Below are 25,312 nucleotides of genomic sequence, written 5' to 3'. Positions count from 1 at the left end.
GCCTCCCTCAGCGTGCCTGTGCCGCGAGCCGTTGCGGCGCGCCGGCCTGGGCCTCGCCGCCCAAATAGGCCGCCTCGAGCAGCGGATCCTCGGCGATGACGTCGGCGGCCCCGCTCTTCAGGATCGCACCGGTCTCCAAAAGATAGGCCCGGTCGGCCAGCGCGAGCGCGTGGCCTGCCATCTGATCGACCACGATGATGGTCATGCCCTCGCTGCGCAGCCGCTCAAAGGACGCAAACAGCTCAACGACCACGAGCGGCGCCAATCCGAGCGACGGCTCGTCCAGCATGAAGATCTTCGGCCCGGTCAGAAGTCCGCGCGCCACCGCGAGCATCTGCTGCTCGCCACCGGACAAGAGGCCGGCGCGCTGGTCGATGCGCTCCTTCAGCCGCGGGAAGCGCACGAACATCGCTTCGATCTCGGCATCGAGGTCTATTCCCTTGCGCGCATAGGCGCCGAGCTGCAGGTTCTGCTTCACTGTCAGCTCCGGAAACACCTGCCGCCCTTCCGGCACCAGCACGACGCCATGGCGGGCACGAACATGTGCGGGCATCCTGTCGATGCGCGTCTCGGCGAGCCGCACTTCACCCGTGGAGCGCGGCGGTTCGAGACCGGCGATCGACCGCATCAGGGTGGTCTTGCCGGCGCCGTTCGCGCCGAGCACGGCGACCGCCTCGCCGGGAGCGACCACCAGATCGATCCCGTTCAAGGCCCGCGACAGGCCATAGAACGAATCGAGCGTCTTGACCTCGAGTGCGGTGCCTTGCCGCGCCGGCCGCGGCGCGCGGCTCTTCTCACCGGGCGTCGCGTCGCCGAGATAGGCCTTGCGGACCAGCGGATCGTTGCGGATCGCCGCCGCATCGCCGATCGCGATGCGCTTGCCGCCGTCCAGCACGACGATGAGATCGCTCAGCGACATGATCATCGGCATGTCGTGCTCGACGATGATGACGGCGATCCCGAGATCGGCGATCCGGCGCAACAGCGCGGTCAGGCGCTGCTTGTCGCCCTTGGAGAGGCCAGCCGCGGGCTCGTCGAGCAGCAGGATGCGGGGCCGCAATGCGAGCGCGCGCGCGATCTCGACCAGCCGCTTCTCGCCATGGGACAGCGAATCCGCAAGACGATCGACATCGCCGTCGACACCGGCAAAGCGCAGCAGGAACCGGGCGAAACCCTCGGTCTCCGCGTTGCGCAGCGCGGAGACAACGCCGCCGAGACGGCCGACCCGATCGGCCAGCAGGATGTTTTCCAGGATCGTGAGCGAGCCGAACAGCTGCGTGGTCTGGAACGTGCGCGCCACGCCGACCCGCGCCAGCAAATGCGACGTCATGCCGGTGACATCGCGATCGCCGAGCTTCACCGTCCCCGCCTGCGGCCGGTAGAAGCCGCAGAGCAGATTGAGCGCGCTGGTCTTGCCGGCACCGTTGGGACCGATGATGCTGGTGACGGCACCGGGCGCCGCCTTGAACGATACGCCCTGGACCGCGCGCACGCCGCCGAACGAGATCGAGAGATCCGTCACGTCGAGCCCCGCCGCATTGTGGGTCTTGAGGATCGCCGCATCGGTTTCCGCCGCCGCGATCGCGGGCTCGGCCACCGGCTTGCGCGCCGGCAGGACTTTTGCCGCGAGTTGCTCCGCGAGACCAACGATGCCGGAGGGCGCGGCGCGCAGCACGACGAACAGCAGCACGCCGAAGGCCAGCAGGCGATACTCGGCGAGATCCGACAACACTTCCGGCAGCAGCACCACCAGCGCTGCGCCGATCACCGGGCCGAGCACCGAGCCGGCGCCGCCGACCATCACGGCGAACAACAGCAGCACCGATTGCAGGAACGGGAACGAGCTCGGGCTGATATAGCCCTGCAGCGGTGCGAACAGCGCGCCGGCCAGCGCCATCGCGGCCGCCGAAATCACGAAGGCCACGGCGCGGACCTGCACCAGATCGATGCCGAGCGAACGCGTCGCGACCTCGGTATCGCGGGCGGCCCGCATGGCATAGCCCCAGCCGCTGCGCTTCAGCCGCTCGAACAGGATGAGGCCGGCAAACACCAGCACGACGCCGGCAATGGCAAGCGAACGCTCGGACAGCGTATAGCCGAACACGCTCGGCGGCGCGCTCAGCATCAGGCCGTTGCCGCCGCCGGTGAGATCGCGCCACTCGATCGTGACGTGCTCGACGATGAAACCAAAGGCAATCGTCACCATCGCCAGATACGGCCCGCGCACGCGCAGCGCCGGCATCGCGAGCAGCCCGCCGACGATGCTGACCAGCACGATGGCCCCCGCCGTCGCGGCGAGGTAGGGCCAGCCAGCCTTCTCCATCAGCAGCACGGTGGTGTACGCACCGATCGCCATGAAGCCGATATGGCCGAGCGAGATCTGGCCCGCGAGGCCGAGCAGGACGTTGAGGCCGATGCAGCCGATCGCCGTCAGCGAAATCGTCGCGATCAGGAACACCGAATAGCTGTCCGCGACCGCGGCATAGCCGATGGCAATGGCGAACGCCGCGAACGCGACGAGAAGGGAGGCGCGCGAGGTCATACCTTCTTAACTCCGGCTCGGCCGAGCAGCCCGTGCGGCATGACGACGAGGATGACGATGACGGAAGCGAACGTGATGATCTGGGTGTAGACCGACCCGAGATAGTTGGTCGCGAACACCTCGATCAGGCCAAGGCACAACCCGGCCAGCATGACGCCCCAGGCGCTGGCGAGGCCGCCGATGATCGCGGCGGCGAACGCCTTGATGCCGAACAGCGTGCCCATTTCGGACGAAACGTTGAACAGCGGCGCGATCAGCAGTGCGGCGACGCCCGCCAGCATGGCCGACACTGCGTAGCTTGCGGCAATTGCGCCGCTGACATTGATGCCCATCAGCCGTGCGGCATTGGGATTCTGCACCACCGCAAGCATCGCGACGCCATGCCGCGTGCGGCGGGTGATCAGGTGCAGCGCCAGCGCAAGCAACAAGCCGACCACCGGGATCAGGAGCTGCAGCGGGTAGACCCCTGCCCCCTCCACGATCTGGATCGGCTTGGCCGCGAACGTCGACGGGAAGCTGCGCGGCTCCTTGCCGAACACGAACAGCATCACATTGTCGACGATGATGCCGACCGCAACGGTCGCCATCAGCCAGTTGTCCGACCCGCGCAGCACGAACGGACGAACCGCGAAGCGTTCAATCAGAACGCCGTAAACCGCGCAGACCAGCAGCACCGCGGGGATGCCGATCGCGGCCGGCCAGCCCCACACGATGAGGAAGAAGTATCCGGCAACGGCTCCCAGGGTCATCGAGCTGCCCTGCGAGAAGTTGACCGTGCCGGATACGGCGTACGTGACGTGAAAGCCAAGCGCGAGCAGACCGTACATGCTCCCCAGCGCCATTCCGGTTATTATCGCCGAAAGAAACGACATCGATGATCACCCCGATCTGCTTGCTGGACGACCGCTGCCGTCAGTTCTTGAACGGCAGGATGTGGTTGTCTTCGAAGTGGGCCCAGATGTAGTCCTGCGCCGTCAGCGCATCGTGCTTGTCCTGGGCGAACGGCTTTTCATAGGTCTTGATCAGGCCTTCCAGCCGGTCGATTCCGTAGAAGCCGTCACGAATGGCGGTCGGATCAGTGCTGCCGGCCTTCTGAATCGCGCCGGCGATCACCAGCACGCTGTCATAGGCATTGGCGAAGCCGACCGCGGGCGTCACGTCCGCCGGGCCCTTGATGTCCGGATACTTCGCCTGCAGCTCGGCGAGCACGCGCTTGCCGACCGGCGAGAGGTTGCCGAAGAAGCTGTAGGTCTGGACGAAGACGACGCTCTCGGCGCTCGGCCCGGCGAGCTCGGTGAAGCGGCCGCCGGCCGGCCCCCAATGCGACACGATCGGCGGCGCCCAGCCCATCCGGTCGAGCGATTTCACGACCTGCGAGGACGGACCGACATTGCCGACCAGGAACAGGGAGTCGGCGCCCGCCTGCTTGAGCCGGGACAATTGCGCGACCACGTCGACATCGTTCGCCTCGAACTTCTCGATACCCGCCGGTTCGATCCCTGCCGCCTTCAGCGCCGCGCGCAGGCCGTGCTCGTTCGATTCGCCCCAGGGATTGTTGACCAGGATGAGGCCCGGCTTCTTGGCTGCGAAGGTCTTGCCGGCGAACGCGACGATCGCCTTGTCGACCTCGTCGTCCATCGCCGAGACGCGGAATACATAGTTGGACGCGGCGCCGTTCTGCGTGATGTTGGTTCCGGCCGCCCATGGCACCACGAACGGCATCTTGACGTTGTTGACGAACGGCACGATCGCAAGCTGGACCGGCGTATCGAGACCGCCGAGCAGCACCGCGACCTTCTCACGCTGGATCAGTTCGCGCGCGGCGGTCAGCCCCTTCGCGGGATTGCTTTCATCGTCACGGCGCACCAGCTCCAGCGGACGGCCGAGCACGCCCCCTTTCGCGTTGATCTCCTCGATCGCGATCGTGGCGCCGCGGGTCAACGCTTCGCCGGCGCGCGCCGACTGCCCCGACAGCGCCGTGACCAGGCCGATCTTGATCGGCTCGGCGGCCTGCGCCCGCTCCGCAAGCGGCACACAGCCGATGAGAATGGCGAGCGCGCCCTGCAAGACAACGCGGCGGCACAACCCGGTAATGGGGGTACAAGCGTAGCTCATTTCTGCAATTCCTCCCGCTCCGACGGCTCCCCAGCCGCCTCTGGTCCGCTGCCGCCGTCTCCGCGGCCTTGACGGAAGTAAAAACTTTCTTCACAAATTGACGAATGTCAAGCGGCTGATCGCGCGCCGAATGGAGATTGCAATGCAACGGGAGACTGGAGCGGAACCGGAGCGGGCCACCTCACCTGGCGTTCTCGGCGGTGCAACATCCGCGCAAGCGGCGGATCCAGCGCGGGGTCTCCGCTCTCATGACCGCTATCGCTACAGCGCGATCACGCGCCGCCCCGACTTCGTGTGGCCACACGGAAAGCGGCTCGCGGTTTACATCGCGCTCAACCTCGAGCATTTCGCTTTCGGCGATGGACTCGGCGCCGAACTCTGTCCGGGCGGTCCGCATCCGGACGTCCTCAACTACGCCTGGCGCGACTATGGCAACCGGGTCGGCGTCTGGCGGCTCATCGATCTGTTCGACGAGCTGAAACTGCCCATCTCCGTGCTCGTGAACAGCAGCATCTATCACTACTGCCCGGAAGTCATGGACGCATTTCGCGCGCGCGGCGACGAGGTCGTCGGCCACGGACGGACCAATTCCGAACGTCAGGGCGTGCTCTCACCTGCCGAGGAGCAGCAACTGATCAAGGAGGCGACGGATGTCATCGCGCGTGCCGAGGGACGACGGCCGCTCGGCTGGCTCGGTCCGTGGATCTCGCAATCCGCGGTAACGCCGGACCTTCTCGCCGAAGCGGGCTACCAATATCTGCTCGACTGGTGCATGGACGACCAGCCGGTGTGGTTCGCGACGAGGGCTGGCGGGCGGATCCTGTCCGTGCCCTATCCACAGGAACTGAACGACATCCCCTCGATTGTCGGGCGCAAGGACAGCGGCGAACAGTTTGCGACCATGATCACGGACACATTCGAGGAAATGCTTACGCAATCCGCCAAGCAGTCGCTGGTGATGGGCATCGCGCTGCATCCATACCTGGTCGGCCAGCCGCACCGGCTGCGGCCGCTGCGACGCGCCCTGCAGGCGATCGTCGCAAGGCGCGAAGACATCTGGATCACCACCGCCGGTGAGATCGCGGCATTTTCGCGCGCCCTGCCCGACGGCATCGTCCCGACATGAGAAACTGGAGACCCAAATTGACTGCCATCGACACACTCTTTCAGAACGCGCGGCTCACCGACGGCCAGCTGGTCGAAATCGCCGTCCGCGGCGGCAAGATCGTGGCGATCGCGGCGTCCCCGCAAAGCTACGGCGCAGTCGGCGAAAGGCGCGACCTTGGCCGACGCTTGGTGCTCCCCGGCATGGTCGAAGGTCACATCCACCTCGACAAATGCTTCATCGGCGACGACTGGAAGCCGCATCGGCCCTGCACCGCGGGCTTCAGCGTGCGCGAGCGCGTCAAATTCGAGAAGGAAGCGCTCGCCGGCGCCAAGCCGATCGCGGTTCGGGCCGCGGCCCTGATCGACCTTTGCGTCTCGCAGGGCACCACTCACATGCGCAGCCATGTGGATGTCGACGCCGAGGTCGGCCTGCGACATTTCGAACCGATCTCCGCCGCGCGGGAGGCGCACCGGGAGAAGCTTTCGATCCAGATCGTCGCATTTCCCCAGAGCGGCATCCTGACATCGCCCGGAACGGCCAAATTGCTCGAGGAAGCCGTTCGCGCCGGCGCCGATCTGGTCGGCGGGCTTGATCCCGCAGGCCATGATGGTGACGTCGCCGGGCATCTCGACGTCGTCTTCGGGATCGCCGAACGGCATGGCGTCGGCATCGATATTCATCTGCATGACGGCGGCCTGCAGGGCATCTCGGAGATCGAGGAGATCGCGCGACGCACCAAGGCATCGGACCTTGGCGGCAAGGTCACGATCAGTCATGCCTATGCGCTCGGCGAAGTGGCTGTTGACGTGGCTCAACGTACCGCGCAGCAACTTGCCGAGGCCGGCGTCGCCATTCTCACCAACGCCCCGGGCTCGCGCACATTTCCGCCCGTGTTGCTGCTTCGCGACGCCGGTGTCACCGTGTTCTCCGGCAACGACAACATCCGCGATTCCTGGTGGCCCTACGGCGACGGCGACCTGCTCGAACGCGCAATGATGGTCGGCTATCGCTCCGGCTTCAACACGGACGATCAATTGGCCGCGGCCTTTGACATGGTGACGACCAACGCAGCGCGCGCGCTTGGCCTCAAGGACTACGGCCTCACCGTCGGCGGGACGGCGGATTTCGTCGTGCTGGACGCCCGGCATGTCCAGGAAGCCGTGGTCGCTCGTCCCAAGCCACGCGATGTCTACAAGGCTGGCCGGCTCGTCGCGCACGCCGGCGCGATGGTGGCAGCCGGCGCCCGGAAGCAGTGAACATGGAGGAATCGCACTTGACGAACAGTCGCAATGCCGATCTCAATCCCAGCTGCTTGCGCCGGGAACCGGTCCGCCGCCCGATGTGGCCTGATGCGGACGTGCCCTGCGTGAATACCCGAGCCCAGGCAAGGTTGACGCCGTGACAGAGACGACAGCACCGACCAGCCCCGCCCGCACCACCACACGCGGAAAGCGGCCTCGCGACTCCGCGCTCACCAAGGAAGCGATCCTGCGCGCCGCGACCTTCGAGTTCTGTCACAATGGCCTCGGCGGCGCACGTGTCGAGGCCATTGCGCAGCGCGCCAAGGCCAACATGCGCCTGCTCTACGCCTATTTCGGCGACAAGAACGGGCTCTACATAGCCGTCCTCGAGGACGTCTACACCGAAATTCGCGCCGCCGAACAGCGGCTGAAACTGGATGATCTCGAGCCGATCGCCGCAATGAGCGGGTTGATCGATTTCACGTTCACGTTCTTCGGGCAGCACCAGAACTACATCGCCCTGATCAACACCGAGAACCTTCAACGCGGACGCAATATGCGCAAGTCGCGCAAGATTGCCGAGCTCACTTTGCCCCTGGTTGCAAGCATCAAAAGCATTCTGCGGCGCGGCGTGGCGGCGGGCCTGTTTCGCGATGACGTCGATCCCATCCAGCTCTATGTCTCAATCACCGCGATGAGCTATTTCCACGTTTCCAACCGGTACACATTGTCGGCGATGTTCGACAAGGATCTCGGCGCGTCGGACTGGCTTGAGCGGCGCCGCGAGCATGCGCAGGACATGATCTTGACCTGGCTGACGGCCCCTGTCGGGGATCGCAAGGACAAGTCGGCAGGATCGAAGGCGACGGCGCGCCTCGGCAAGCCGTCCCGCTAGCGGGGCAAGCCGCACGACGCAATATCGTGCGGATCGAGAGCAGCGATGCCCCTCAGCGGGTCGCAACGACGCCGTCGCTGCGTGGATCGCTGGCTCCTTCCATCAAGCCGTCCGGATGCCAGACGATCGCGCCGGCGTGTCCCATGAACTCCTCGAACGGACCGGTCACCTGGATGTCGTGGCCGAGCGCGCGGAGCTGTTCGATGATCGCGGGATCGAAGCGGGACTCGATCTTCAGATTGTTGTTCTCCTCGCCCCAGGTGCGACCGAGCAGCCAGCGCGGCGCCGTAATCGCGGACTGCAGCTCCTGGCCGTGCATGGCGTAGCGGGAGAAGATGGCGGCCTGGGTCTGCGGCTGCCCCTCTCCGCCCATCGTGCCGAAAGATATCAGCCGCCCGTCGCCGAGTTCGGCCATCGCCGGCTGGATCGTGTGGAATGGCAGGCGTCCCGGATCCAACCGATTGGTATCGGTCTCGTTTAGGCTGAAGCTCGTTCCGCGATTTTGCCAGGTGACTCCGCTCTCGGGGAGGATGACGCCCGAACCAAATTCCCAGTAGACGCTTTGAATGAAGCTGACGCTGAGTCCGCTGCGATCGGTCGCAGCGAGCCACACCGTATCGCCCTGCTTGGACGGATCGGGCCACGGCGCGGCGCGGCGGTCGGATACCGTTTCGTGAAGCCCGGCGAGCGACTCCTCGGACAGGAATTCAGCGGCCGGTCGGCTCATGTAGTCGGGATCGGTCACATGGCCGTTGCGGATACGAAACGCAGCTTTCGTGCATTCGACGAGCCTGTGCAGATGATCGACGCCATCGGCTTCGCCAGCGATGCGCCGGGCATAAAGTGCCAGGATCAGGAGCGAGGCCAGCCCCTGCGTCGGCGGAGGCATGTTGAAGACCTTGTGTCCGGACACCTCGACCGACAGCGGCGTCACCAGCGCTGCCTGATGCCGCTCCAGATCAGCGAGCCGCAGCGGGCTCCCCACCCGCTCGAGGTCGGCCGCCATCGAACGCGCCAGTTCGCCGCGATAGAAATCAGACAGCCCGGCCTCGGCCAGACGCCGCAGCGTCGCGGCGACACGCGGCTGCCGCAGCCGCGCACCGAGCGCGAGCGGGGTGCCTTGCGGCAGATAAACCTCGGCATAGCCGGGTACACCTTCGAGCTCATGCCGCTTCTTGCGGATGTTCTCGTGCAGCGTGCTGGTGACGGCCACGCCCTCCTCGGCATGCCGGATTGCGGGCTCGAGCAGCCGCGCCATCGGCAGCCGACCGTCATGACGATCGCGGCTGAGCTCATAGGCCTTCCGCCAGCCGTCGACGGTCCCGGCGACGGTCAGCGCGGCCAGCGGGCCGCGGCCGGGAATGCTGCTGCAGCCACGCTCGCGATACCAGTCGCGATCCGCCGCCATCGCGGCGCGTCCGCAAGCCTGAATCCCGACCGGCATCGAACCGGCGCGGCCGACCAGCCAGAAGCTGTCGCCGCCGAGGCCGTTCATATGCGGATAGACCACGGCAATCGTCGCGGCCGCGGCGATCATCGCCTCAATCGCATTGCCGCCTTCCGACAGGACCGCGAGTCCCGCCTGCGCCGCCAGGTGGTGCGGCGCGGTCACCATGCCGCCATAGCTTCGTTTTGTTTGCAACATCAGCCGTATCTCCCAACCACGGTATGTAATAATATTTTTACTTACCGTGTCAAGGAGCCAAAGATCGCTCTTTGGGATGCGGGTGCCGGGCCGTCGCGATCGTCACCGGGGCTCGCCATTGAAGTTCGGCACCGTGACCATTGCATGAAGCTCAGGCAGCCGCCACCTCGTGACCCGCCATGACTTCCAGCGCCCGCAGAATTGCGGAATGGTCCCAGGCCTTGCCGCCGAGGGCGGTACAGGCGTTGAACAGCTGCTGAGCTGCCGCGGTGCCCGGCAGCGACAATCCGAGCGCCCGTGCGCCCTCCAGCGCGAGGTTGAGATCCTTCTGATGCAGCTCGATGCGAAAGCCCGGATCGAAATTGCGCTTCAGCATGCGCTCGCCGTGCACTTCGAGGATCCGGGACGAGGCAAAGCCGCCCATCAACGCCTGGCGCACCAGCGCAGGATCGGCGCCCGCCTTGGACGCGAACAACAGGGCCTCGCTCACCGCCTCGATGGTCAGCGCCACGATGATCTGGTTCGCAACCTTGGTGGTCTGGCCGTCGCCATTGCCGCCGACATGCGTGACATTCTTCCCCATTGCGTCGAACAGGGGCTTCATCGCGTTGAACGCCCGCTCCCGCCCGCCGACCATGATGGTCAGGCTCGCCGCCTTTGCACCCACCTCGCCGCCGGAAACCGGTGCGTCGAGATAATCGGCTCCGAGCGCATCGATCTTCCGTGCGAACTCCTTCGTCGCCAGCGGCGAGATCGAGCTCATATCGACCACGATCATGCCTTTGGAGACGCCCTCCGCGACACCGCCCTGACCGAACAGCACAGCTTCCACATGCGGCGTATCCGGCACCATGATGATCACGGCGTCTGCTTCCTGCGCCACTTGCCTCGCGGACTCGCAAGCGATGCCGCCGGCCGCAATCAGCTCTTGCGAAATGGGTGCGACGTCGTGCAGGAACAGGCGATAGCCGGCAGCCAGGAGGTGGCTCGCCATCGGACGTCCCATGGTGCCGAGCCCGATGAATCCTATGTCTTTCATTTGTCGTCGCTCCTGTCAGCCGGATTGGATGTTCTCCTGCGAAGCGGATACCGTTCGCGTGGAGAAAACGCGTCAAAGCAAAAATCCAGAGTTCCATTCCGATTCAATCGAAATGGGAGAACTCTAGGTCACGAAGGTCTGCGCGGCGTGCCAGGCAAGGCTCTCGAGCGTGGTCGTCCGCGGCTTGTATTCGCATCCGATCCAGCCGCGATATCCGATGCTGTCGAGATGCTTGAACAAATAGGGATAGTTGATCTCGCCGGTGCCCGGCTCGTTACGGCCAGGATTGTCGGCGAGCTGGACATGCGCGATCCGGCCGAAATGCTTTTGCAGGGTCCGCGCCAGATCACCTTCCATGATCTGCATGTGATAGATGTCGTACTGGATGAACAAATTGGATGAGCCCACGTCGGAGATGAGCTGCACCGCCTGTTCCGTCCCACTCAGGAAGAAGCCGGGAATATCGAGCGTGTTGATCGGTTCGATCAGGAGCTTGATGCCATGCTGGCCGAGCGCGCCGGCGGCGAAGCGCAGATTCGACACCAGGACCTCGCGCAGCTCTGCTGCATCAGCACCGGCGGGAGCGATGCCGACCAGGCAGTTCAGCTGCCGGCAATCCAGCGCCTTCGCGTAGTCGATCGCGCGCAACACGCCGTCGCGAAATTCATCGACCCGATTGCGCAGGATCGCAATGCCCCGCTCGCCGGCAGCCCAATTGCCGGCCGGAAGATTGTGCAGCACCTGGGTCAGCCCGCAGCGCGCCAGTTCCTCCCGCAACGCGCCCTTTTCGAAGTCATAGGGAAAAAGATACTCGACTGCGTTGAAGCCCGCGGCCTTGGCGGCTGCGAACCGATCGAGGAACGGCAGCTCGTTGAAGAGCATGGTGAGGTTGGCGGCAAATTGAGGCACGGGTGGAATCTCCGCTTGGAGCAGCGCTAATGATGTCGTCAGGCCGGCAACAGCGTGCCGGATCGTTGTGCGCTCGGCACGTCATCGAGCGGAAGATCGAGCACCTCCTCGAATTCGACGATGTTGTCGATCTCCGTTCCCATCGCGATATTGGTGACCCGTTCGAGAATGAACTCCACCACCACGGGCACGCGATACTTGGCCATCAACTCGCGCGCGGTCGCGAACGCGGCCTGTGCTTCGTTCGGATCCGTCACGCGGATCGCCTTGCAGCCGAGCCCCTCTGCGACGGTCACGTGGTCGACACCGTAGGCGCCGATCTCGGGTGCGTTGATGTTCTCGAACGAGAGCTGGACGTGATAGTCCATGTCGAAGCCGCGCTGCGCCTGCCGGATCAGCCCGAGATATGAATTGTTCACGACGACGTGGATGTAGGGCAGATTGAACTGCGCCCCGACCGCGAGCTCCTCGATCAGGAACTGGAAGTCGTAATCACCCGACAGCGCGACGATGTCGCGGTCGGGATCGGCGACGCGCACGCCGAGCGCGGCGGGCAACGTCCAGCCGAGCGGACCGGCCTGCCCGGCGTTGATCCAGTTGCGCGGCTGATAGACGTTGAGGAACTGGGCACCCGCGATCTGCGACAATCCGATCACCGTCACGTAGCAGGTGTCGCGGCCGAACGCCTTGTTCATCTCTTCGTAGACGCGCTGCGGCTTGATCGGGATGTTGTCGAAATGGCTCTTGCGCAGCATCGAGCGCTTGCGGTCGCGACAGGCCGCGGGCCAGGCCTGCCGATCGCGCAGCTTGCCGGACTTCCGCCACTCCCGGGCGACGGTCACGAACATTTCCAGCGCGGCCTTCGCATCCGACACGATGCCGAGGTCCGGATTGAAAACCCGTCCGATCTGTGTCGGCTCGATGTCGACATGGACGAATTTGCGCCCCTTGGTGTAGGTCTCGATCGAGCCGGTATGCCGGTTGGCCCAGCGGTTTCCGATGCCGAGCACGAAATCGGATTCGAGCATCGTGGCGTTGGCGTAGCGATGGCTGGTCTGCAAGCCGACCATGCCGGCCATCAGCGCGTGATCGTCCGGAATGGCGCCCCACGCCATCAGCGTCGGGACCACGGGAACGTTGACCGCTTCGGCGAAGGCGACCAGGAGCTCGGATGCATCGGCGTTGATCACGCCTCCGCCGGCCACGATCAGCGGCCGCTCGGCGGCGTTGAGCATGTCGAGCGCCTTCTCGATCTGCTTGCGCGTCGCCGCAGGCTTGTAGACCGGCAGCGGCGAATAGGTCTCGTCGTCGAACTCGATCTCGGCCAGCTGCACGTCGAGGGGAAGATCGATCAGCACCGGTCCCGGCCGCCCCGACCGCATGACATGGAAAGCCTGGCTGAGCACGCGCGGCACCAGCGCCGGCTCGCGCACGGTGACGGCCCATTTCGTCACCGGCTTTGCGATCGCCTCGATGTCGACGGCCTGGAAATCTTCCTTGTAGAGCCGCGCCCGCGGCGCCTGACCGGTGATGCAGAGGATCGGAATCGAATCCGCGATCGCCGAATAGAGGCCGGTGATCATGTCGGTTCCGGCGGGGCCCGATGTGCCGATGCAAACGCCGATATTGCCTGCTTTCGCCCTGGTATAGCCTTCCGCCATATGCGAGGCGCCTTCGACGTGGCGCGCCAGAATGTGCCGGATCGAGCCGTTGCGCTTCAGCGCGGAGTAAAGCGGGTTGATCGCGGCGCCGGGAACACCGAACGCGCAGGTGATCCCCTCGCGTTCGAGAATGCGCACTGCTGCATCCACTGCTCGCATTTTCATCTGATGATCCCGCTTCGCTATGAGTTGGCCAGAGCATGATCATCAGGCCCGCGATCATCGATCTCAACGCAAACGATTGGATTTTCCGCGCTATGGCAACGCTTGCGATTTCTTGCATGTCTCCAAGTGATTAGCGCCTGCGAAAGAATGGAAACCGGCAAGGGCGAGAACAGCCGCAGGGCTGCTACGGTTGGGTGCGGCTGCTGCCGCGAAGCTCTGCGGAGAGCTCGGCTGCGATCTGGTGCACGATGGCGCCGATCTCCGGCAAGCGCTCATCGGTCAGCCGATCCGCCATCCCCGACACTGAAACCGCGGCGGACGGCTCGCTGCAATCGTTGAAGACGACTGCGGCGACGCAGCGCAGGCCGAGCCGCGCCTCTTCATCGTCCACCGCATAGCCCTGGCGTCGCACGGTCTCCAATTCCCTGAACAACTCGCCCGGTCGAATGATAGACTTCTCCGTCAGGCGCGGCATGCCGCGACGGCGGATGATCGCGTTGATGTCAGCATCGGAATACGCGGCCAGCACCGCCTTCCCCACGCCCGAAGCAATCAGCGCCACGCGTCCGCCGACCTTGGTCAGCGAACGCATGATCTCCCGGCTTTCGATGCGGGATACGACGATGATGGAATCATCGTCGACGACTGCAAGATTGGCGGTTTCCCTGGTCTGGTCCCGCAGCTTGCGCAGATAGGGCAATGCCCGTGCGGAAAAATTGCGACGGCGCATGAAGGTCGAGCCGACCACGAAGCTTTGCGCGCCGATGTGCCACTTCGACTCCTCGCGGTCGAACTGCACAAACCTGCGATTCTCCAGCGTCGTCAGCAGCCGGTGAGCCGTCGACGGCGGCAAGCCGATGCGGATCGCAAGATCGGTCAGCCGATAGCCTTCGTCATCCTCTGCAAGCGCTTCCATGATTTGCAGCGCGCGATCGACCGATTGAACGCCGCCGTCTCGCGGGTCCTGATCCGGTTGCGCGCGAAAACCGGGATCGGACGGCTTGCGCCGGATCGGCTCTCTTTTCATCACGACCTGCCCCTAACCGGTTGCGGTTCAGAACGAAATTGCTCGCCGATAACGAGTGTCACGATTGGCATATGGCATACCAAAAGATCCTCGAGTCAGGGTAGCAGAATTCGAGGATAGGTCAGTATTTTTGCCATTCCTCTTGCGGAACACGTCGATTCTTTTATTTGACTTCTGGGATAATGTATACCACGTTTGTTTCTTAACGACCCAATTCTGCAACCGGGAGGACCATGCCATGTATGTCGGGGACATCCTTCGCACCAACAGTGCGCACGTGGTGACGATCGGCTCGAGCGAAACCGTGAGCATTGCGGCGAACCTGATGTACGCGAGCAATGTCGGCGCACTGGTGGTCAGGAACGCCTCGCGCAGCGTCGACGCCGCCGTGGTCGGCATGTTCAGCGAGCGCGATGTGGTCGCTGTGATCGCCGAGCGCGGCACGGGTGGCCTCGCCGCGAAAGTCGCGCAGTTCATTTCGCCGCGGCCGCTGGTGTCCTGCACTTCGCAGGATGCGCTCACCGATGTCGAGCATCTGATGGTCCGTCACGACATCCGCCATATCCCCGTCATCGACAACGGCCGGCTCGTCAGCGTCGTGAGCATGCGGGACATCGGCTTGGCCCTGGAAGAAGCTGCCTGCGCGGCCTGACGGATTTTCCCGAGGCCATTGCCACGCAATTCGGTTCGAGCCGTTGCGGCTCATGCTGTGTCCCTACTCTGCTCGCGAGGATTTCATGAAGGTCTGCATCTACGGCGCCGGTGCCATCGGCGGCTATCTCGGTGTCGAATTGATGCGCGCTGGCGCCGATGTCAGCCTGGTCGCGCGGGGCGCGCATCTCGCCGCGATGCGGCAGAATGGCTTGAAACTCCTGATCGGCGACGAGGAGCGCGTGGTACACCCTCGCTGTACCGATAATCCCGCCGAACTCGGCGAACAGGATTTCGTCATCATCTGCCTCAAGGCGCATTCGATCACCGGCGTCATCGAACCGATGCGCCCCTTGCTGGGTGAGCGGACCCGCATCGTCACCGCCGTCAACGGCATTCCCTATTGGTATTTCTACAAGCACGGCGGACGGCACGAGGGATCGGCGCTCGAGAGCATCGATCCCGGCGGACGGCAGTGGAACGAGCTCGACCCCGCGCGCGCCATCGGCTGCGTGGTCTATCCCGCCACCGAAATCGAAGCGCCCGGCGTGATCCGCCACGTCTACGGCAACAACTTTCCGTTGGGCGAACCCTCCGGCGAGATCACACCGGACGTCGAGCGCCTTTCCTCCCTGTTCGGCGCAGCGGGCATGAAGGCGCCGGTCCTCGATCGCATCCGCGACGAGATCTGGCTCAAGCTGTGGGGCAATGTCTGCTTCAACCCGATCAGCGCCCTCACCCACGCGACCCTCGACGTGATCTGCACCAATCCCGGCACGCGCGCGCTGTCCAGGGCGATCATGCTGGAGGCCCAGGCGATCGCGGAAAGCCTCGGCGTCAAGTTTCGGGTCGATGTCGAACGCCGCATCGAGGGCGCACGCAAGGTCGGCGCGCACAAGACCTCGATGCTGCAGGATCTCGAGCGCGGACGTCCCGTCGAGATCGATCCGCTGATCACCGTGGTGCAGGAGATGGGCCGGATGACGGGGATTGCGACGCCTGCCCTCGACGCGGTGCTCGCGCTGGTCGCGCAGCGCACCAGACTGGCAGGCCTCTATGACGGGGCGGCCGGCGTCGAAGCCCAATCGCTTGCGGTGGCGTGATCGCGATGGCCAATGTGACGCGCTGGGTCCGCTTCCGCCACCATGCCGAAATCGGCTTCGGGCAACTCACCCCGTCCGGCATCTCCGTCCATACAGGCGAGATGTTCGGCGACACACGACCGACCGGACAGACGCTGGCGCTTGACGATGTCGAGCTGCTCGCGCCAACCGAGCCGAGCAAGATCATCGCGCTCTGGAACAATTTCCACGCGCTGGCGGAGAAGCTGAAATCACCTGAGCCCGCCGAACCGCTCTACCTGTTGAAAGCGCAGACCAGCGTGACCGCGCCTGGCGCCGTCATCACGCGCCCCCCGGGCTACGACGGCAAGACAACCTACGAAGGCGAGCTCGGCATCGTCATCGGCAAGAGCTGCACGGCCATAGCCCCTGAACAGGCCGACGCCTTCATCTTCGGTTACACCTGCACCAATGACGTCACCGCCGCCGACATTCTCAATCGCGATCCGACCTTCCCGCAATGGGCGCGGGCCAAGGGCTTCGACGGATATGGCCCCTTCGGTCCCGTGATTGCCTCGGGCCTCGACCCCGCACGCCTTGTCGTGCGCACCATCCTCAACGGGGTGGAGCGCCAGAACTATCCGATCGCGGACATGATCTTCAGCGCGCAGGCGCTGGTCAGCAAGATCTCACACGACATGACGCTGTTGCCCGGCGACCTGATCTGCTGCGGGACATCGATCGGCGTCGGGGTGATGAAGGAGCCCGTCAATACGATCACCGTCGCGATCGACGGAATCGGCGAGTTGACCAACGAATTTCGTCAGTAGGCGGCGGCAGGACGACAGCCCGACGCGGCCGGACCAAACGACCAACACCGATTTTGGGAGCGCACATGATCTCCAGCACGAAAGCGGCATCGTCGCCCGGCGGCTTCCGCTGGCTCCAGCTCGCGATCGGCATCGTCTGCATGGCGATGATCGCCAACTTGCAATACGGGTGGACGCTGTTCGTTGATCCGATCGACGCGAAGTTTCACTGGGGCCGTCCCGCCATCCAGCTCGCCTTCACAATCTTCGTGATGACCGAGACATGGCTGGTGCCGGTGGAGGCCTGGTTCGTGGACAAATACGGCCCGCGCATCGTCATCATGTTCGGCGGGCTGATGATCGGATTGGCCTGGGTGCTGAACTCATACGCCTCTTCTCTCATCATGCTCTACACAGCAGCTATTGTCGCGGGCATCGGCGCCGGCGCCGTGTACGGCACTTGCGTTGGCAACGCGCTGAAGTGGTTTCCGGACCGGCGCGGCCTGGCCGCGGGCGCGACCGCTGCAGGCTTTGGCGCCGGCGCAGCCCTCACCGTCGTGCCGATCGCCAACATGATTGCCGCGAGCGGCTACCAAAGCACCTTCCTGACGTTTGGAATCGGGCAAGGCCTCATCGTTCTGCTGCTGGCCTGGTTCGTCCGCCCGCCGCATGGCGTCGAGGCCCCGAGGAAAAAGCAGCTCAATCTGCCGCAGAGCGCAATCGACTACACGCCGCCCCAGGTCCTGCGCACGCCGATCTTCTGGGTCATGTACCTGGTATTCGTCATGGTTGCTTCCGGCGGGTTGATGACCGCCGCGCAAATCGGACCGATCGCCCACGACTTCAAGATCGCGGATACGCCAGTCACCCTGGCGGGCTTCCAGATGGCGGCGCTGACCTTTGCCATCTCGCTCGATCGTGTCTTCGACGGTTTCGGCCGTCCGTTCTTCGGCTGGGTCTCCGACACGATCGGCCGCGAGCACACGATGTTCATTGCGTTCGCGACTGCGGCGCTGATGTTGCTGACGCTGTCCACCTACGGCCACATTCCGGTTGTTTTCGTGCTGGCCACGGCGGTATATTTCGGCGTCTTCGGCGAAATCTACAGCCTGTTTCCGGCGACGTCAGGCGACACGTTCGGCGCCAAATACGCAACCACCAACAACGGCATGCTCTACACGGCGAAGGGCACTGCGGCGCTGCTCGTACCGCTTGCGAGCATCATCTCCTCGCAGCTCGGCTGGCAGGCTGTGTTCATCGTCGCGGTTGCGCTCAATGCGACCGCAGCTCTCACGGCCTTGCTGGTGATCAAGCCAATGCGGCGCGCCTTCATTCTCGGCAGTGAGACGACAAAGGCCGCGATCGCGCCTGCACCTGGCCGGAGCGCGGCGATTGAACACTGATTGGACGGACTTGCGGGCTCGGACGGCGCTCCGGAAGATCTTCGATGTTGCCATCGCCAGCTGCGATCCAAGGCTAACCATCGCGCGCGCCCTGCCGGCAAAGCCGAAGGGCAGATGCATCGTCGTCGGCGCCGGCAAGGCTTCGGCCGCGATGGCGGCAGGCCTCGACGCGGCCTGGCCTGATGTCGACCTTTCAGGTGTCGTGGTGACGCGCAACGGTCATTCGGTCCCCGCGGGCCGCGTCGAAGTGCTCGAGGCGTCTCACCCCGTGCCGGACGACTCGAGCAAGGCCGCCGCCCTTCGCATGCTCAGCGCCGTTCAGGGACTTTCAGCTGACGATCTCGTCATCGCCCTGATGTCCGGCGGAGGCTCGGCCCTGATGACCCTTCCCGCATCCCCGATGACCCTCGCCGACAAGCAGGCGGTCAACCATACCCTGCTTGCAAGCGGCGCAACAATTGCCGAGATGAACGTCGTCCGCAAACATCTGTCCGCGATCAAGGGCGGACGGCTGGCGCTCGCCGCCCGCCCCGCCCACGTCACGACCCTCGTGATATCGGATATCCCCGGCGACGATCCCGCGGCGATCGGCTCCGGTCCGTCGCTGCCGGACAGCAGCACAAAGGCCGATGCGCAGGAAATCGTTCGCCGCTTTGCGATAGACCTGCCGGATGCGGCGCGGCTTGTCCTCAAGCAAGCCGACGAGACCCCAAAACCCGGCGAGATCGAGGCCGATGTCCGCGTTCTTGCCGCGCCGTTCCACGCGCTCGATGCTGCGGCCAGGGCCGCGCGGGATGAAGGCCTGACCCCGATCATCCTTGGAGACGCGATCGAAGGCGAGGCGCGCGAACTCGGAACCGTCATGGCGGGCATCGCCCGCTCGGTCGCAAGCCATGCGCAGCCCGGCCCTGCCCCCGCCGTGCTACTCTCCGGCGGAGAGACGACAGTGACGATCGGACGCGGGCCGGCGGGGCGCGGCGGCCGCAACACCGAATTCCTGCTCGGGCTTGTCATCGCCCTGTCCGGTACGTCCGATATTTGGGCGATTGCGGGAGACAGCGATGGTATTGATGGAACGGAAGATGCGGCTGGAGCTTTGATCAGTCCGGATATGCTGCGGCGCGCAGCCGCCAATCGCCTCGACGCACGGGCCTATCTGGCAGCCCATGACAGCTACACGTTCTTCGACCGCCTTGGAGACCTCGTGCGCACCGGCCCAACGCTTACCAATGTCAACGATATCCGTGCCGTGCTGATTGCGGCCGGCAAGCCAGCAATGAGGTGACCCATGCGTCGTCATCGACGGGCCAAGATCGTCGCAACCGTCGGCCCCGCCAGCAGTTCCCCCGAAATGCTCAAGGCACTGCTGCTGGCCGGCGTCGATACGTTCCGACTGAACTTCAGCCACGGAACCCAGAGCGACCACGCGAGCATCCATGCCGCGATCCGAAGGCTGGAACAGGAAGTCAGCCGGCCGATCGGCATTCTGATGGATCTCCAGGGTCCCAAGATCCGCGTCGGCACCTTGCGCGATGGCAAGATTATCGTGGCGGCCGGCGAGACCATCCGGTTCGTGCTGTCCGGATCGGACGGCGACCGGTCCTCGATTCCGCTTCCACATCGGGAAATCTTTGCCGCCGTGGCCCCCGGCCACGACCTTCTGATCGACGACGGCAGGGTCCGGGTTCGCGTCATCGGGCTTGGTGACGATTTCATCGAAGCCGGGGTGATCGTCGGTGGCACGATCTCGAACCACAAGGGCGTCAATCTGCCGGGGACGGTGCTCGATCTTTCGCCGCTCACCGCCAAGGACCGCCTCGATCTGGAGTTCGGCCTGAACCTCGGCGTGGACTGGGTCGCCTTGTCGTTCGTGCAGAAGCCCTCCGACATCATCGAGGCGAGAAGCCTGGTCGGCGACCGCGCCGGCCTGATGGCCAAGATCGAGAAGCCGGCAGCACTCGAGCGGATCGACGACATCATCCAGCTGTGCGACGCCATCATGGTTGCGCGGGGTGATCTCGGCGTCGAAATTCCACATGAGGACGTGCCCGGGCGCCAGAAGGAGCTGGTGCGAGCTTGCCGTCTCGCGGTGAAGCCCGTGATCGTCGCCACGCAGATGCTGGACTCCATGGTCGCCGCGCCGACACCGACGCGCGCGGAAGTCTCCGACGTTGCGACAGCGATCTATGACGGCGCAGACGCCGTGATGCTGTCGGCGGAATCCGCGACGGGCCATTATCCGCGCGAGGCCGTCGAGATGATGGATCGCATCATCCGCAGCACAGAGCAGCACAAGATGTACCGCTCGATCGTCGAGGCGACCCAGCCCGGCGAAGAGCAGACGCCGCCGCATGCCGTTGCAACGGCCGCCGCCGACCTCGCCTCCGTCATTCACGCCGCAGCCATCGTGGCCTACACGTCGAGCGGCACCACGGCCGCACGCGTCGCGCGCAAGCGACCGAGCCTGCCGATCCTCGCCATCACCCCAAGCCGCGAAGTGTCGCGCCGCTTGTGCCTGCTCTGGGGCGCGCACAGCGTTCTCTCCGACGACGTTCAGAGCTACGAGGAGATGGTCGAGCGCGCGACGGCTCTCGCGCATGCAGAGCAGTTTGCATCAAGCCGGGACCTGCTGGTCGTCGTCGCCGGCATTCCCTTTGGGCAGGCGGGAAGCACCAACAACCTGCGAGTCGTTTCGCTCCCCTGACAGAGTCATCCGTCAGCATCGCGGTCCCAAACACCCCGCGCATCCGGCCCCTCGGGATTTCTCGGGCTCGTTGCGCCGGCCGCCCGAGTCTCAAGGCATGGCGCCAAACCAGATCACGAGCGCGAATATCACCAACAAGGCGACGGTGATGATCGCTTCGCTCGTGGGCATCCGCTTCATGGGCCGCCTCCGCGTGCGGGAACGGGATGCTGCGCCGGGGCGGAGGTTCACATCAGCACCAACACCGCCCGCTTAAAATACATGCGGACGGCGTCGGCTCTAGCCCCAGGAAGGAAATACAAAATCCCGGTAGCAATTACGTCTACACATCTAGGCAGAAGGTTCACGTGACGATCGGCACCCTCCAAAGGGAGTAGGATCGCCGACCGCGATGGACGCCATTGACGCCCATCCCTGGCACCCTCGGCCGCATGACGATCTCACCACGAGCATGGGTCACGCAGGTGTGGCGCCGGCAGCACCTGTCGCTTGACGCCGCCCTTAGCCCCACGACCCGTCCGGCCCAAGCGGCAAAGTCGGATGGTCGCGGTTGTTCTCGTCGGGCTTGACCCTGAAACCCTGTCGAAACGCGAACCAGATAAAGCCACCCAGTGCGACCACACAGATCGGCGCGAGAATCCAGTCGGGCATGTCGTGGTCCTCCAGTCTGCCGACAATTGGTCGCCGCTATCTTGGGCCGAGTTCAATACGGATGCCCCGCGCCGTTGCAGCGCGCCCCCTGCAGCGCTCGGCGTGATCCTACCGGCACGAGGAAGCGCCGCGCCGCATGAACAAGAGCGCCGATTTTTTCCAAAGGTGCAGCTGCACCTTTGTCCCAATGGAGTCGAGGCAGCGCCGCAAGTGATTGAAAACATTGGAGCGGGTGAAGGGAATCGAACCCTCGTATTCAGCTTGGAAGTCTCCGAATTTCGGTCGCGCCTTCAACAGGCATTCCTACAATTTACAGCCTTTTTGCTTGTTGAGATACCTACAGAATTTGCTCTTGTCGGAATGATGTTCGAGTTGGCTGTCTACTGGCGGCAAGGTACTCGGACTCGGACTGCCCCCTTACCTCGACAGCCACCGCACCTCAGTTTCGATTTCAGAAGTGAGCGCTCGACCTAGTTCGACGCTCGATCGATTTTCTGCGCGGTCGCGCCGCTTCGAAAATTCCGTCCAATGACAACCAACGTCATCTAACGTGGGTCAGTCCAGTCCATCATCGGAGCCACAGAAAAGAGATAGTGTTGCGATTTCAATTATTTACCCTATGCTTTCAATGGGATGAAACACGAACGTGTGCACTCCAAACTAGCCGAAATTGCACACGTTTGTACCCGTTTTGGCCTCTCAGTGCACACATAGCGCACACGAATTGGGAAGTGCACACGGCCATGGCGAGCTTCACTCAGTTGCCCTCTGGGAACTGGCGCGTCCAGGTCCGCCGCAAGAACCGCTACGTGTCAGAGACCTTCCGTCGACGCAAGGACGGTGAACACTGGGCGCCCGACATGGAGCGCAATATCGATCACCGCGGATCACCAAAACCGAAGGCTGCTGCACAGGCTCGAACGTTCGGCGACATTATCGATCTTCATGTCGAAGATATGCACGAAGTCGGCCGCCCTCCCCGCCGCTCCAAGGGCGCCGTCTTGGAGGCGCTGAAAGATTCCTTGGGAGCAGTGAAATTGCCCCAGCTCAATCGTGAGCGACTGATCGAATTCGGTCGGAAGCGCGCGAAGCAAGGTGCCGGACCGGCCACACTTGCAATCGACTTCTCATTCATCAGAACTGTTGCCACTCATGCTGCCGCGGTACACGGCATTGAGGTCTCGGCCGAAGAGGTTCGACTAGCGCGCTTCGCAATGAAGCATTTTGGACTTGTCGGCAATTCGGAGGAGCGAGACCGGCGACCAACCAGAGATGAACTTGATGAGCTCGTCGAATACTTCGAGACCAATCGTCGGCAGTTCATCCCTATGGGCCGCATCGTTCGATACGCTGTGGCGACAACGATGCGGCAGGAAGAGATTTGCCGGCCCGACTGGCCTGAAGTCGATATGCAAAAGCGGCTGCTGATCATTCGCGATCGCAAGGATCCTCGGGCCAAGGATGGCAACGATCAGAAGGTCCCGCTTCTCAATCTGACCGGCTACGATGCGTGGGAGATCATGCTTCAGCAGCGCATCATCACTCGTGGCTGGGGGCGTGTATTCCCTCACAACCACCGTTGAATCGGGGAGGCGCCAAACATCTCCTCCGATGCTCGCTGGTAGTGGCATGCGCATGCATTGTCCGCCAGGCCGACCGTTGCATCGCGGCGCCCACATCGTTCATCCGGCGGAGCCTGGCGCCTCCGGAAGCGCTTCGAGATGGCATGCCACCCACTGACCGTCTCCGGCCGACCGAAGCGGCGGCTCCTCTGCCTTGCAGCGGTCGAAGACGAACGGGCACCTGGTGTTGAAGCGACAACCCTTCGGCGGATTGATCGGACTCGGCACGTCGCCCTTCAGGATGATCGGGTTTCGCGCGGCGCCAGGCTCCGGCACCGGCACCGCCGAGAGCAAGGCCTTGGTGTAGGGATGCCCCGCTGCGGTAAAGATCTTCCGCCTTGGCGCCATCTCGACGATCCTGCCGAGATACATCACAGCGACACGGTGCGTCATGTGCTCGACGATCGCCAGATCGTGGCTGATAAAGAGCAACGCGAGACCGAATTGCTGTTGAAGGTCCTGCAGCAGATTGACGATCTGGGCCTTGACGGAGACGTCGAGCGCCGACACCGCCTCGTCGCAGACGATCAGGTCGGGCTCCGCCGCAAGCGCGCGGGCGATCCCGATACGCTGGCGCTGACCGCCCGAGAATTCGTGGGGCCGCCGGTTCAGCGCGTCGCGCGGCAGGCGCACGGTGTCCATCAGCGCCGCAACGCGCATCTCGAGGTCGGCGGAAGACTTGGCGAGACCGAAATTGCGGATCGGCTCGGCCAGGATATCGCGCACGCGCATCCGCGGATTGAGGCTGGAGAACGGATCCTGGAACACCACCTGAACACGGCGGCGCATGGCGCGCAGCCCGCCGGGTGAAAGATCGTCGATGCGCTGGCCATCGAGCACCACCTGGCCCGAGGTGATGTCGAACAGTCGCAGGATCGCCCGGCCGACCGTCGATTTTCCGCAGCCGGATTCGCCGACGAGCGACAGGGTCTCGCCACGGTCGACCTCGAAGGACACGCCATCGACGGCATAGACCGAGCCGGACCTGCGGCCGAACAGGCCGCTGCGAAGCGGGAAATGCTTCTTGAGATCGTTGACCTGGAGCAGCGGGGCGCTCATGCCGCAGCAGCTTCCTTGGCAGCGTAATGGCACGCGGCGATATGGCCGGGGCCTTTTACTTCGAGACCCGGCGCGACCTGCCGGCAAAGATCGGTCGCGAGCGCACACCGCCCGGCAAAGGCGCAGCCCTCGATGGCCTTCTTGAGGCTGGGGACTTGCCCGGGAATCTCGGTGAGCCGTCGCGCCGCGCCGGTCAGGGAAGAGCCGAGCTTGGGTACCGCACCGAGCAGGCCCTGCGTATACGGATGGCGGGGGGAGCGGAACAGCCTGGCCACCGGCGCTTCCTCGACCTTGCGGCCGGCATACATCACCATGACGCGTTCGGCGATCTCGGCAACCACGCCGAGATCATGAGTGATCAGGACGATCGCCGCCCCGACCCGGCGCTTGAGGTCCAGCATCAACTGCAGGATCTGCGCCTGGATCGTGACGTCCAGCGCTGTGGTCGGCTCATCGGCGATCAGGAGCTTTGGGTTACAGGCCAGTGCCATCGCGATCATCACGCGCTGGCGCATGCCCCCGGACAGTTGATGCGGATATTCGCGCACACGCCGCGCCGGCTCCGGGATGCCGACCAGATTCAACATCTCGACGGCGCGCACCTCTGCAGCCTGCTTGTCCAGGCCCTGATGCATCCGCAATGTCTCGCCGATCTGGCGACCGACGGTCAGCACCGGATTGAGGCTCGACATCGGTTCCTGGAAGATCATCGAGACGTCGTTGCCGCGGACGGCGCGCATCTCGCGCTCGGAGAGTTGCAGCAAGTCCCTGCCCTGGAAACGAACCGCGCCCGCGATCCTGCCCGGCGGCTCGGGTATCAGCCGCATCAGCGACATCGAGGTGACCGACTTGCCGCAGCCGGATTCGCCGACGATCGCCAGTGTCTCACCTTCGTCGACCTGGAAGGACACGCCGTCGACCGCCCGGTTGATCCCGTCGGGCGTCCGGAAATGGGTCTGCAGATTCTCGACTTCGAGCAATGCCATCGGATCAAACCTCGACTTC

At 64.3% G+C, this 25,312-nt stretch carries 21 protein-coding genes; 10 read left to right on the top strand and 11 right to left on the bottom strand.

Annotated features, from left to right (window positions below):
• Nucleotides 1–7: 7 nt before the first annotated feature.
• From AC066Y_RS10730 to AC066Y_RS10720, 3 genes are read right to left on the bottom strand one after another with little or no spacing between them, the layout of a single operon-like run.
• On the bottom strand, nt 8–2,542 hold the full coding sequence (locus tag AC066Y_RS10730; protein WP_478273849.1) for a branched-chain amino acid ABC transporter ATP-binding protein/permease: 2,535 nt from the start codon (nt 2,540–2,542) through the stop codon (nt 8–10).
• A complete protein-coding gene (locus AC066Y_RS10725; protein ID WP_478273848.1) occupies nt 2,539–3,414 on the bottom strand; it encodes a branched-chain amino acid ABC transporter permease in 876 nt (291 codons plus the stop codon). Before AC066Y_RS10725 ends, AC066Y_RS10730 begins: the two co-directional genes overlap by 4 nt.
• A gap of 40 nt (nt 3,415–3,454) precedes the next feature.
• Complete coding sequence (locus tag AC066Y_RS10720; RefSeq protein WP_478273847.1) at nt 3,455–4,657, bottom strand: ABC transporter substrate-binding protein; 1,203 nt, start codon at nt 4,655–4,657, stop codon at nt 3,455–3,457.
• Nucleotides 4,658–4,799: 142 nt separating this feature from the next.
• Between AC066Y_RS10720 and AC066Y_RS10715 the strand changes: the two genes are divergently transcribed.
• The 3 genes from AC066Y_RS10715 to AC066Y_RS10705 all read left to right on the top strand — a co-directional run bounded on the left by AC066Y_RS10715 (nt 4,800) and on the right by AC066Y_RS10705 (nt 7,901).
• Entirely contained in the window at nt 4,800–5,783 is a 984-nt protein-coding gene (locus tag AC066Y_RS10715) for a polysaccharide deacetylase family protein (RefSeq protein ID WP_478273846.1), read from the top strand.
• Between the two features lie 17 nt (nt 5,784–5,800).
• Nucleotides 5,801–7,021 carry an amidohydrolase family protein gene (locus AC066Y_RS10710; protein WP_478273845.1) on the top strand — a complete coding sequence of 407 codons (1,221 nt, stop codon included), beginning with the start codon at nt 5,801–5,803 and terminating at the stop codon, nt 7,019–7,021.
• A gap of 142 nt (nt 7,022–7,163) precedes the next feature.
• A complete protein-coding gene (locus AC066Y_RS10705) occupies nt 7,164–7,901 on the top strand; it encodes a TetR/AcrR family transcriptional regulator (protein WP_478273844.1) in 738 nt (245 codons plus the stop codon).
• A gap of 52 nt (nt 7,902–7,953) precedes the next feature.
• Here AC066Y_RS10705 and AC066Y_RS10700 read toward each other — a convergent pair whose 3' ends face one another.
• The 5 genes from AC066Y_RS10700 to AC066Y_RS10680 all read right to left on the bottom strand — a co-directional run bounded on the left by AC066Y_RS10700 (nt 7,954) and on the right by AC066Y_RS10680 (nt 14,347).
• Nucleotides 7,954–9,546: a gamma-glutamyltransferase family protein gene (locus tag AC066Y_RS10700; protein WP_478273843.1), complete on the bottom strand. Its 1,593-nt coding sequence runs from the start codon at nt 9,544–9,546 to the stop codon at nt 7,954–7,956.
• Nucleotides 9,547–9,697: 151 nt separating this feature from the next.
• Nucleotides 9,698–10,585, bottom strand: coding sequence for a 2-hydroxy-3-oxopropionate reductase (locus AC066Y_RS10695; RefSeq protein ID WP_478273842.1), 888 nt, complete (start codon nt 10,583–10,585; stop codon nt 9,698–9,700).
• A gap of 123 nt (nt 10,586–10,708) precedes the next feature.
• Nucleotides 10,709–11,494 (bottom strand): hydroxypyruvate isomerase, encoded by a 786-nt coding sequence (gene hyi / locus AC066Y_RS10690; RefSeq protein ID WP_478273841.1) that lies wholly within the window; start codon nt 11,492–11,494, stop codon nt 10,709–10,711.
• A gap of 38 nt (nt 11,495–11,532) precedes the next feature.
• Entirely contained in the window at nt 11,533–13,320 is a 1,788-nt protein-coding gene (gene gcl / locus AC066Y_RS10685; protein ID WP_478273840.1) for a glyoxylate carboligase, read from the bottom strand.
• A 184-nt stretch (nt 13,321–13,504) separates the two neighbouring features.
• Entirely contained in the window at nt 13,505–14,347 is an 843-nt protein-coding gene (locus tag AC066Y_RS10680) for an IclR family transcriptional regulator (RefSeq protein WP_478273991.1), read from the bottom strand.
• A 238-nt stretch (nt 14,348–14,585) separates the two neighbouring features.
• Between AC066Y_RS10680 and AC066Y_RS10675 the strand changes: the two genes are divergently transcribed.
• From AC066Y_RS10675 to pyk, 6 genes are all read left to right on the top strand, one after another.
• Entirely contained in the window at nt 14,586–14,999 is a 414-nt protein-coding gene (locus AC066Y_RS10675) for a CBS domain-containing protein (protein ID WP_478273839.1), read from the top strand.
• 85 nt (nt 15,000–15,084) lie between these two features.
• Nucleotides 15,085–16,101, top strand: coding sequence for a 2-dehydropantoate 2-reductase (locus AC066Y_RS10670; RefSeq protein ID WP_478273838.1), 1,017 nt, complete (start codon nt 15,085–15,087; stop codon nt 16,099–16,101).
• Between the two features lie 5 nt (nt 16,102–16,106).
• Nucleotides 16,107–16,889, top strand: coding sequence for a fumarylacetoacetate hydrolase family protein (locus tag AC066Y_RS10665; protein ID WP_478273837.1), 783 nt, complete (start codon nt 16,107–16,109; stop codon nt 16,887–16,889).
• A gap of 65 nt (nt 16,890–16,954) precedes the next feature.
• Nucleotides 16,955–18,271, top strand: a complete 1,317-nt coding sequence (gene oxlT / locus AC066Y_RS10660; protein WP_478273836.1) for an oxalate/formate MFS antiporter — start codon at nt 16,955–16,957, stop codon at nt 18,269–18,271.
• Nucleotides 18,261–19,556, top strand: a complete 1,296-nt coding sequence (locus AC066Y_RS10655; RefSeq protein WP_478273835.1) for a glycerate kinase type-2 family protein — start codon at nt 18,261–18,263, stop codon at nt 19,554–19,556. Before oxlT ends, AC066Y_RS10655 begins: the two co-directional genes overlap by 11 nt.
• A 3-nt stretch (nt 19,557–19,559) precedes the next feature.
• Nucleotides 19,560–20,975, top strand: a complete 1,416-nt coding sequence (pyk, locus tag AC066Y_RS10650) for a pyruvate kinase (RefSeq protein WP_478273834.1) — start codon at nt 19,560–19,562, stop codon at nt 20,973–20,975.
• Between the two features lie 501 nt (nt 20,976–21,476).
• Here pyk and AC066Y_RS10645 read toward each other — a convergent pair.
• On the bottom strand, nt 21,477–21,626 hold the full coding sequence (locus AC066Y_RS10645) for a hypothetical protein (protein ID WP_478273833.1): 150 nt from the start codon (nt 21,624–21,626) through the stop codon (nt 21,477–21,479).
• A gap of 743 nt (nt 21,627–22,369) precedes the next feature.
• Here AC066Y_RS10645 and AC066Y_RS10640 point away from each other — a divergent pair.
• Entirely contained in the window at nt 22,370–23,209 is an 840-nt protein-coding gene (locus AC066Y_RS10640) for a site-specific integrase (protein ID WP_478273832.1), read from the top strand.
• A 99-nt stretch (nt 23,210–23,308) separates the two neighbouring features.
• Here the strand turns inward: AC066Y_RS10640 and AC066Y_RS10635 are convergent, their stop codons facing one another.
• Entirely contained in the window at nt 23,309–24,307 is a 999-nt protein-coding gene (locus tag AC066Y_RS10635) for an ABC transporter ATP-binding protein (RefSeq protein WP_478273831.1), read from the bottom strand.
• A complete protein-coding gene (locus AC066Y_RS10630) occupies nt 24,304–25,293 on the bottom strand; it encodes an ABC transporter ATP-binding protein (RefSeq protein WP_106325641.1) in 990 nt (329 codons plus the stop codon). Before AC066Y_RS10630 ends, AC066Y_RS10635 begins: the two co-directional genes overlap by 4 nt.
• Nucleotides 25,294–25,312: the final 19 nt, after the last annotated feature.

The organism is Bradyrhizobium sp. USDA3010 (genome assembly GCF_056429065.1).
Note: the sequence above shows the minus strand (reverse complement) of the source record. Positions and strands in the feature narration are given on the sequence as shown.

What these genes read in the sequence shown, in the direction of transcription:
- AC066Y_RS10730 (WP_478273849.1), bottom strand. Translation starts at nt 2,542, where the DNA reads ATGACCTCGCGCGCCTCCCTTCTCGTCGCGTTCGCGGCGTTCGCCATT.
- AC066Y_RS10725 (WP_478273848.1), bottom strand. Translation starts at nt 3,414, where the DNA reads ATGTCGTTTCTTTCGGCGATAATAACCGGAATGGCGCTGGGGAGCATG.
- AC066Y_RS10720 (WP_478273847.1), bottom strand. Translation starts at nt 4,657, where the DNA reads ATGAGCTACGCTTGTACCCCCATTACCGGGTTGTGCCGCCGCGTTGTC.
- AC066Y_RS10715 (WP_478273846.1), top strand. Translation starts at nt 4,800, where the DNA reads ATGCAACGGGAGACTGGAGCGGAACCGGAGCGGGCCACCTCACCTGGC.
- AC066Y_RS10700 (WP_478273843.1), bottom strand. Translation starts at nt 9,546, where the DNA reads ATGTTGCAAACAAAACGAAGCTATGGCGGCATGGTGACCGCGCCGCAC.
- AC066Y_RS10695 (WP_478273842.1), bottom strand. Translation starts at nt 10,585, where the DNA reads ATGAAAGACATAGGATTCATCGGGCTCGGCACCATGGGACGTCCGATG.
- gcl (WP_478273840.1), bottom strand. Translation starts at nt 13,320, where the DNA reads ATGAAAATGCGAGCAGTGGATGCAGCAGTGCGCATTCTCGAACGCGAG.
- AC066Y_RS10680 (WP_478273991.1), bottom strand. Translation starts at nt 14,347, where the DNA reads ATGAAAAGAGAGCCGATCCGGCGCAAGCCGTCCGATCCCGGTTTTCGC.
- AC066Y_RS10675 (WP_478273839.1), top strand. Translation starts at nt 14,586, where the DNA reads ATGTATGTCGGGGACATCCTTCGCACCAACAGTGCGCACGTGGTGACG.
- AC066Y_RS10670 (WP_478273838.1), top strand. Translation starts at nt 15,085, where the DNA reads ATGAAGGTCTGCATCTACGGCGCCGGTGCCATCGGCGGCTATCTCGGT.
- AC066Y_RS10665 (WP_478273837.1), top strand. Translation starts at nt 16,107, where the DNA reads ATGGCCAATGTGACGCGCTGGGTCCGCTTCCGCCACCATGCCGAAATC.
- oxlT (WP_478273836.1), top strand. Translation starts at nt 16,955, where the DNA reads ATGATCTCCAGCACGAAAGCGGCATCGTCGCCCGGCGGCTTCCGCTGG.
- pyk (WP_478273834.1), top strand. Translation starts at nt 19,560, where the DNA reads ATGCGTCGTCATCGACGGGCCAAGATCGTCGCAACCGTCGGCCCCGCC.
- AC066Y_RS10645 (WP_478273833.1), bottom strand. Translation starts at nt 21,626, where the DNA reads ATGCCCGACTGGATTCTCGCGCCGATCTGTGTGGTCGCACTGGGTGGC.
- AC066Y_RS10640 (WP_478273832.1), top strand. Translation starts at nt 22,370, where the DNA reads ATGGCGAGCTTCACTCAGTTGCCCTCTGGGAACTGGCGCGTCCAGGTC.
- AC066Y_RS10635 (WP_478273831.1), bottom strand. Translation starts at nt 24,307, where the DNA reads ATGAGCGCCCCGCTGCTCCAGGTCAACGATCTCAAGAAGCATTTCCCG.
- AC066Y_RS10630 (WP_106325641.1), bottom strand. Translation starts at nt 25,293, where the DNA reads ATGGCATTGCTCGAAGTCGAGAATCTGCAGACCCATTTCCGGACGCCC.